The organism is Streptomyces sp. NPDC001027 (genome assembly GCF_040299045.1).
Classification (GTDB): Bacteria; Actinomycetota; Actinomycetes; order Streptomycetales; family Streptomycetaceae; genus Streptomyces.
Genome location: NZ_JBEPBI010000331.1, coordinates 1 through 6,862, shown reverse-complemented (window position 1 = coordinate 6,862; position 6,862 = coordinate 1). Strand labels below are relative to the sequence as shown.

Below are 6,862 nucleotides of genomic sequence, written 5' to 3'. Positions count from 1 at the left end.
ATTTTACCGCCTATGTCTCAGGCCGAGTTTTGTTGTTGGGTGTCTGGTGTTCTGAGGTGTGCTCTTCCGATCTCTCGCGCCCCACAGCCCCCCGCCGGCGGCCACGGCCCAGCTGCCGCGGGAGCTGGGCCGGCAGGCCGCGAGGGGGCGGCTAAGGCATGTGCCTGCGGGCCGACTCGTTCTCCTGGGCCATGCGCCGGAGCGCCATCAGCGCGGGCTCCAGGAGGACGGTCAGCAACAGGGCGCGCTCCGCGGCCTCCAACGGGTCGTCCAGACCGTCGAGTTGGTCGAGATCGAGGACGGCGGTCCGCTCGGCGAGCCGCGCATAGGGCAGCAGGGTCCGCCAGTCGAGCGGGACGCCCAGGTCGCGCAGGGAGCCCAGGGTCTCGGCGAGGGCGGCGCGGGCGGGCGCCGCCTGATGCACATCCCAGTCCAGCTCCCTGACCAGTTCCTCGACCTCGGCGGCCTCCGGTCCGTCCTCGGCGGGATTCCCGCCCACCCGGACGGCCCCCAGCGCGAGGCCCAGCATCCGGTGGGTGTCGTCCGTGTGCTCCGCGAGGGCGTCGAGCACCTCGCGGGTGGTGCTGACCGACAGGCCGCGCACGCCGGTCAGCGCGCGTACCAGGCGAAGCCGGCGCAGGTGCTGGTCGTCGTACTCGGCCTGGGTGGCGGCGGTCTGACGGCCCGGCGGGAGGAGCCCCTCACGAAGGTAGTACTTGATCGTCGTCACGGAGACGCCGCTGCGGCGGCTCAGTTCGGAGATGCGCATGCGGACGGCTCCGGTTCGGTGGTCGGCCTTGCCCGAAAAACTGGATACGTCTACTGTCTAACATAGATAGTGAAGGTATCCAATATTCCTTCGCGCCGCCGGAGAGAAGGCATCAGCCATGCCCACCCTGCGCTGGACCACCGTCAGCACCGCCGCCCCCGACGCCGAGGCGTTCGTCATGGCCTCCCGGTTCGAGGTCCGCTCGTTCAAGGACGTCCCGCGCTTCTTCCTCAGGTCGCTGGCCGCGTGGAAGCAGGTGTCCGGCGCGCCGGGCGCCTACGGCGCCTCGCTGATCGCCCAGCCGCTGAAGCGCACCTTCTGGACCCTGTCGGCCTGGGAGGACAAGGACGCGCTCTACACGTACGCGCGGACCGAACCGCACAGATCGATCATGACCGGACTGCGGCCGACCATGAAGGACTCGACCTTCGCCTTCTGGCAGACCCCGGCGGCGGACCTGCCCGTCGACTGGACGGACGCCCGCCGCCGCCTCGCCGAGCAGTCACGCACCGGTGCCTGAAACCCCACGCCGAGGAGAGATCCACGCCATGACGCTGTCCGAAGAGACCCCGGTCCTCGACCACCCGGTCGCCCCCGCCCCGCCGGCCGAGCGCCGCCGCACACCCCTGTGGCTCGCGATCGTCGCCGCCAGCGTGCCCATGTTCATGGTCGCGCTCGACAACCTGGTCGTCTCCACGGCCCTGCACACGCTGGCCGTCGACCTCAAGGCCGACACGCAGCAACTGCAGTGGTTCGTCAACGCCTACGTACTGAGCTTCGCCTGTCTGCTCATGACCGGCGCCGCACTGGGCGACCGGTTCGGACGCCGGCGGGTCTTCGTCGCCGGCATCGCGCTGTTCACGCTTGCGTCCGTCGGCTGCGGCCTCGCCGACACGAGCGCGCAGCTGATCGCCTTCCGCACGATTCAGGGCTTCGGGGCGGCGGCCGTCATGCCGCTGTCGTTGACCCTGTTGTCCCATGCGGTGCCCGACCGGCTGCGCGGCATGGCGCTCGGCGTGTGGTCCGGGGTCAGCGGTCTGGCCGTCGCGATGGGGCCGGTGGTGGGCGGCGCGGTGGTGGAAGGCCTCGACTGGCGGTGGATCTTCTGGATCAACGTCCCGGTGTGCGTGATCGCGATCCCGCTGGTGCTCTTCGCCCTGCGGGAGAGCTCGCTGCCCGGCGTGCGCCTCGACCTGGTCGGCATGGCGCTGGCGGCGGCGGGGCTGTGCGCGGTGGTCTGGGCGATCGTGCACGGCGAGCCGGACGGCTGGACGTCGGCGAAGGTGCTCGGCGCGTTCACCGCGGGCGTGGTGCTGCTGGCCGCCTTCGTCGGCTGGGAGTCCCGGACGCCGGAGCCGATGCTGCCGCTGTCGTTCTACCGCGTGCGGTCCTTCACCCTCACCAACGTCGTCTCGGCGGCGATGTACTTCGGCGTCTTCGGCTCCCTGTTCCTGCTCGCGCAGTATCTCCAGATCGTGCCGGCGCGCACCCCGCTGGAGGCCGGTGTGCGCACCCTGGCCTGGACGCTGATGCCGATGTTCGTCGCGCCCGTGGCGGGCCTGCTCACGGACCGGGTGGGCGGCGGCCGGCTGATGGCCCTCGGCCTCTTCCTCCAGGGCGTCGGCCTGGGCTGGATCAACCTGGTCGCGGACGTCGACACGGCGTACTCCTCGCTGGTCGGACCGATGATCGTGGCCGGCGTCGGCATGGGCTTCGTCTTCGCGCCGACGGCGGCGGTGGTGCTCGGCTCGGTCGCCAAGGAGCACGCCGGGAAGGCGTCCGGCGCCAACACCACGGTCCGCGAGATCGGCGGCGCCCTCGGCATCGCGGTGCTGAGCACGGTGTTCGTGGGCCACGGCAGCACCATGGGCCCGCAGCAGTTCGTGGACGGGCTGCACCCCGCGGTCTGGACGGGCGTGGCGGTCGTCCTGGCCGGAGCCGTGTGCGCGCTCGGCATCCCGCGTCGACAGCAGCCCTCCGAAGGGTCCGCACAGCGGTCCTGACGCCCCCGGCCGGCGGCGGGGCCACGCCTTCGCGCTCCGCCGCCGAGGCGTTGACCCCGGCCGTCCCCCGCCGCGCACACCTGAGCGCGAGCCCGCTGGAATGATCAAAAAACGGAAGGGTTAGCATATGAGCGCCACCTAGCTCGAAAGATAGGCCCGTGACGCTCAACGACGATTCGTTCACTGACTGGAAGAACCGCGAGGAGATCGCGGAGTCGATGATCCCGATGATCGGGAAGCTGCACCGCGAGCGGGACGTGACGGTCCTGCTGCACAGCCGCTCCCTGGTGAACAAGTCGGTGGTCAGCATCCTCAAGACCCACCGGTTCGCCCGGCAGATCGCGGGCGAGGAGCTCTCGGTCACCGAGACGCTCCCGTACCTGGAGGCCCTCACCTCCCTCGACCTCGGCCCGTCCCAGATCGACCTCGGCATCCTCGCCGAGAGTCACCGGGCCGACGACCGCGCTCTGTCGGTGCGGGACTTCACCGCCGAGGCCGTCGCCGGCGCCACCGGCGCCCACAAGATCGACCGGCGCGAACCGCGCGACGTCGTGCTGTACGGGTTCGGCCGCATCGGCCGCCTCGTGGCCCGGCTGCTCATCGAGAAGTCCGGCTCCGGCAACGGCCTGCGGCTGCGCGCCATCGTGGTGCGCGGCGGCGGCGAGCGGGCCGCCGAGGACATCGTCAAGCGGGCGTCCCTGCTGCGCCGCGACTCCGTGCACGGCCAGTTCCAGGGCACGATCACGGTCGACGAGACCAACAGCAAGATCATCGCCAACGGCAACGAGATCACGGTCATCTACGCCGACGACCCCTCCGAGGTCGACTACACGGCGTACGGCATCGACAACGCCATCCTGATCGACAACACCGGCAAGTGGCGCGACCGCGAGGGCCTGTCCCGGCATCTGCGCCCCGGCGTCGACAAGGTGGTCCTGACCGCTCCCGGCAAGGGCGACGTCCCGAACATCGTGCACGGCGTCAATCACGACACCGTCAAGCCGGACGAGCAGATCCTGTCCTGCGCGTCCTGCACCACCAACGCGATCGTCCCGCCGCTGAAGGCTATGGCCGACGAGTACGGCGTGCTGCGCGGCCACGTGGAGACCGTCCACTCGTTCACCAACGACCAGAACCTGCTGGACAACTACCACAAGGCGGACCGTCGCGGCCGCTCGGCGCCGCTGAACATGGTCATCACCGAGACCGGCGCGGCGTCCGCCGTCGCCAAGGCGCTGCCCGACCTCGACGCGCCGATCACCGGCAGCTCGATCCGGGTCCCGGTGCCGGACGTCTCGATCGCGATCCTGAGCCTGCGGCTCGGCCGCGAGACGGACCGCGAGGAGGTCCTCGAGTACCTGCGCGGCGTCTCGCTGACCTCGCCGCTGCGCCGCCAGATCGACTTCACCACGGCGCCGGACGCGGTCTCCATGGACTTCATCGGCTCGCGCCACGCCTCGATCATCGACGCCGGCGCCACCAAGGTCGACGGGGACAACGCGATCCTCTACCTCTGGTACGACAACGAGTTCGGCTACTCCTGCCAGGTCGTCCGCGTCGTCCAGCACGTCTCGGGCGTGGAGTACCCGACGTTCCCCGCGACGAGCGCCTGACCGGCGGTCGCCGGGAAGGGCCGGCAGTCCGCGACGGCCGGGGCGGGGCGCCTTTCGGGCGTCCCGCTCCGGCCGCCTGCGGGATCCGTCAGGCGGACGTCTCCGGGCGTCCCGGCTCGGCCCAGTGGGTGTGGAACGCGCCCGGCCGGTCGGTGCGGCCGTAGGTGTGGGCGCCGAAGTAGTCGCGCTGACCCTGGAGCAGGGCCGCCGGCAGCCGCTCCGCCCGCAGGGTGTCGTAGTGGGCGAGCGCGGCGGAGAAGGCCGGCACCGGGATGCCGCGGCGGGCCGCGGAGGCCACGGTCTCCCGCCAGGGCACCTGCGCGTCGGTGATCTCCATGGCGAACTCCATCTCGCCCAGCAGGCTGACCAGGTCCGGGTCGGCCGCGTACGCGGCGCGGATGCGGTCCAGGAACGAGGCGCGGATGATGCAGCCGCCGCGCCAGATCCGGGCGACCGCGCCCAGGTCGATCTTCCAGCCGAACTCGCCGGCCGCGTCCTGGATCATCTTCCAGCCCTGGTCGTACGCGATCACCTTCGAGGCGTACAGGGCGTGCTCGACCTGCGAGGTGAAGCGGGTGGCCTCGGTGCGGCTGAGCGGCGGCGTGGTGCCGCCGGGCAGGCCCGCGTAGGCGGCGCGCAGTTCGCGCTGCCCGGAGGCGGCCCGGGCGAACGTGGCCTGGGCGATGGCGGTCACCGGGGAGCCCAGCTCCAGGGCGGTCTGCACGGTCCAGCGACCGGTGCCCTTCTGTCCGGCGGCGTCGGCGACGACGTCGACGAACGCCCGGCCGGTGGCGGCGTCGGCGTGCGCGAGCACCTCGGCGGTGATCTCGATGAGGTACGAGCCGAGGCGGCCCTCGTTCCAGGTCCGGAAGATGCCGGCGATCTCGGCCGGCGTGTAGCCGGCGACCTGGCGCAGCAGGTCGTACGCCTCGGCGATGAGCTGCATGTCGGCGTACTCGATGCCGTTGTGCACCATCTTGACGAAGTGTCCGGCGCCGTCGGTGCCGATGTGCGTGGCGCAGGGCTCGCCGTCGACCTTGGCGCTGATGGACTCGAACATCGGGCCGAGCACGTCGTACGACTCGCCGGAGCCGCCGACCATGATCGCCGGCCCGTTCAGCGCGCCCTCCTCACCCCCGGAGACGCCGGCGCCGACGAAGTGGAGGCCGCGCTCGCGCAGCGACTCCTCACGGCGGCGGGTGTCGGCGTAGTGGGCGTTGCCGCCGTCGATGATCATGTCGCCGGGCTCCATGAGCGGGGCGAACTCCTCGATGACCGCGTCGGTGACGGCGCCCGCCTGCACCATGATCATCAGGCGGCGGGGGCGTTCCAGCGCCGCCACGAAGTCCGCGGCCGACTCGGCGGGCACGAACGCGCCCTCGTGCCCGAACTCCTCGACGAGCGCGCGGGTGCGTCCGGCGGTGCGGTTGTGGACGGCGACGGTGTAGCCGTTGCGGGCGAAGTTGCGCGCGAGGTTGCGGCCCATCACGCCGAGGCCGGTGACGCCGATGGCGGCGGTTGCGTTCACGAGGTGTCCCTTGGATCGGTGGCGTGGCCGGAGGGCGGGCGCCGCCCCCGGTACCCCCAGGTACGGACCGTCGGCCGGTTCTGCTCGATTCCCCGCCGAACAAGCCTGGACAGCCGGTCGCCGCGGCCCTCGCCCCTCGGTCCGCAGGGCCGCTCCTACCGGCGTCGCCAGGGCAGCGCGGCGGGGTCGGCCTCGGTGCTCTCGGCCCGGTGCAGGGCCTCGCTGATCACTTCGCCGATCTCCGCGAACTGCCGCACCTGTTCGGGAGTGAGCACGTCGAACACCGCCCGGCGCACGGCCTCGACATGACCGGGGGCCACCTCCTCCAGCAGGGCCCTGCCCGCGTCGGTGAGGAAGGCGAGCTGGCCGCGGCCGTCCGAGGGGTCCTCCCGGCGGCCCACGAGGCCGACGTCGCGCAGCCGGCTCACCGCGTGGGTGAGCCGGCTGCGGGTGATCTTCAGCCGCTCCGCCAGGTCGGACATGCCGAGGGTGGTCTGCGGGGCCATGGAGAGGTAGGCGAGCAGACTGTAGTCGGCGTGTGTCATGCCCGCGTCGCGCCTCAACTGCCGGTTCAGATGGTCGGACAGCAGCGTGGAGAACTCGACGTAGGCCAGCCAGGCACGTCGTTCGTCGGCGTTGAGCCACCGGGGCGTCGTGGACATGCGCACACAGTACGGGGTGTTTTCCGACGATCGGTCCGCTCACCCGGCACGGCGGACCGCAGGGCGGGCGGGGCGTGCGGACGGGGCGGGGACGAGGGCGCAGGACGAGCGCCCTCGTCCCCCGGGCCGCGACCTCGCCCCCCGGATCGCGTCGTCACGGCGACGGGCGGCGGGTCCACCGGAGCGCGGGAGCCCCCCCCCCCACAGCCACCCCCACCCAGATCGGAAAATGGTCGTGTTGGGTAAAAGAGTTGTACAAGTTGTGTTGATGTACGGGGGCGGCGGAA

General features: G+C 71.6%; 6 protein-coding genes. 3 read left to right on the top strand and 3 right to left on the bottom strand.

The window, feature by feature from the left end; translation table 11 throughout:
- Positions 1-151: 151 nt before the first annotated feature.
- Positions 152-769, bottom strand: coding sequence for a MerR family transcriptional regulator (locus tag ABT300_RS39680; RefSeq protein ID WP_351686732.1), 618 nt, complete (start codon positions 767-769; stop codon positions 152-154).
- A gap of 118 nt (positions 770-887) precedes the next feature.
- Between ABT300_RS39680 and ABT300_RS39675 the strand changes: the two genes are divergently transcribed.
- The 3 genes from ABT300_RS39675 to ABT300_RS39665 all read left to right on the top strand — a co-directional run bounded on the left by ABT300_RS39675 (position 888) and on the right by ABT300_RS39665 (position 4,385).
- Positions 888-1,289, top strand: coding sequence for a DUF3291 domain-containing protein (locus tag ABT300_RS39675; RefSeq protein ID WP_351686729.1), 402 nt, complete (start codon positions 888-890; stop codon positions 1,287-1,289).
- A 28-nt stretch (positions 1,290-1,317) separates the two neighbouring features.
- Positions 1,318-2,772, top strand: a complete 1,455-nt coding sequence (locus ABT300_RS39670) for an MFS transporter (RefSeq protein WP_351686726.1) — start codon at positions 1,318-1,320, stop codon at positions 2,770-2,772.
- A 158-nt stretch (positions 2,773-2,930) separates the two neighbouring features.
- A complete protein-coding gene (locus ABT300_RS39665) occupies positions 2,931-4,385 on the top strand; it encodes a glyceraldehyde-3-phosphate dehydrogenase (protein ID WP_351686723.1) in 1,455 nt (484 codons plus the stop codon).
- An 88-nt stretch (positions 4,386-4,473) separates the two neighbouring features.
- On the opposite strand, the gene gnd is transcribed toward ABT300_RS39665, so the two are convergent.
- Both gnd and ABT300_RS39655 read right to left on the bottom strand, forming a co-directional pair.
- A complete protein-coding gene (gene gnd / locus ABT300_RS39660; protein WP_351686720.1) occupies positions 4,474-5,913 on the bottom strand; it encodes an NADP-dependent phosphogluconate dehydrogenase in 1,440 nt (479 codons plus the stop codon).
- Between the two features lie 155 nt (positions 5,914-6,068).
- A complete protein-coding gene (locus ABT300_RS39655) occupies positions 6,069-6,575 on the bottom strand; it encodes a MarR family winged helix-turn-helix transcriptional regulator (RefSeq protein ID WP_351686717.1) in 507 nt (168 codons plus the stop codon).
- Between the last annotated feature and the right edge of the window lie 287 nt (positions 6,576-6,862).

Excerpts from the sequence above, each read along its gene's own strand:
- ABT300_RS39680 (WP_351686732.1), bottom strand. The coding sequence starts at position 769 with ATGCGCATCTCCGAACTGAGCCGCCGCAGCGGCGTCTCCGTGACGACG.
- ABT300_RS39675 (WP_351686729.1), top strand. The coding sequence starts at position 888 with ATGCCCACCCTGCGCTGGACCACCGTCAGCACCGCCGCCCCCGACGCC.
- ABT300_RS39670 (WP_351686726.1), top strand. The coding sequence starts at position 1,318 with ATGACGCTGTCCGAAGAGACCCCGGTCCTCGACCACCCGGTCGCCCCC.
- ABT300_RS39655 (WP_351686717.1), bottom strand. The coding sequence starts at position 6,575 with ATGTCCACGACGCCCCGGTGGCTCAACGCCGACGAACGACGTGCCTGG.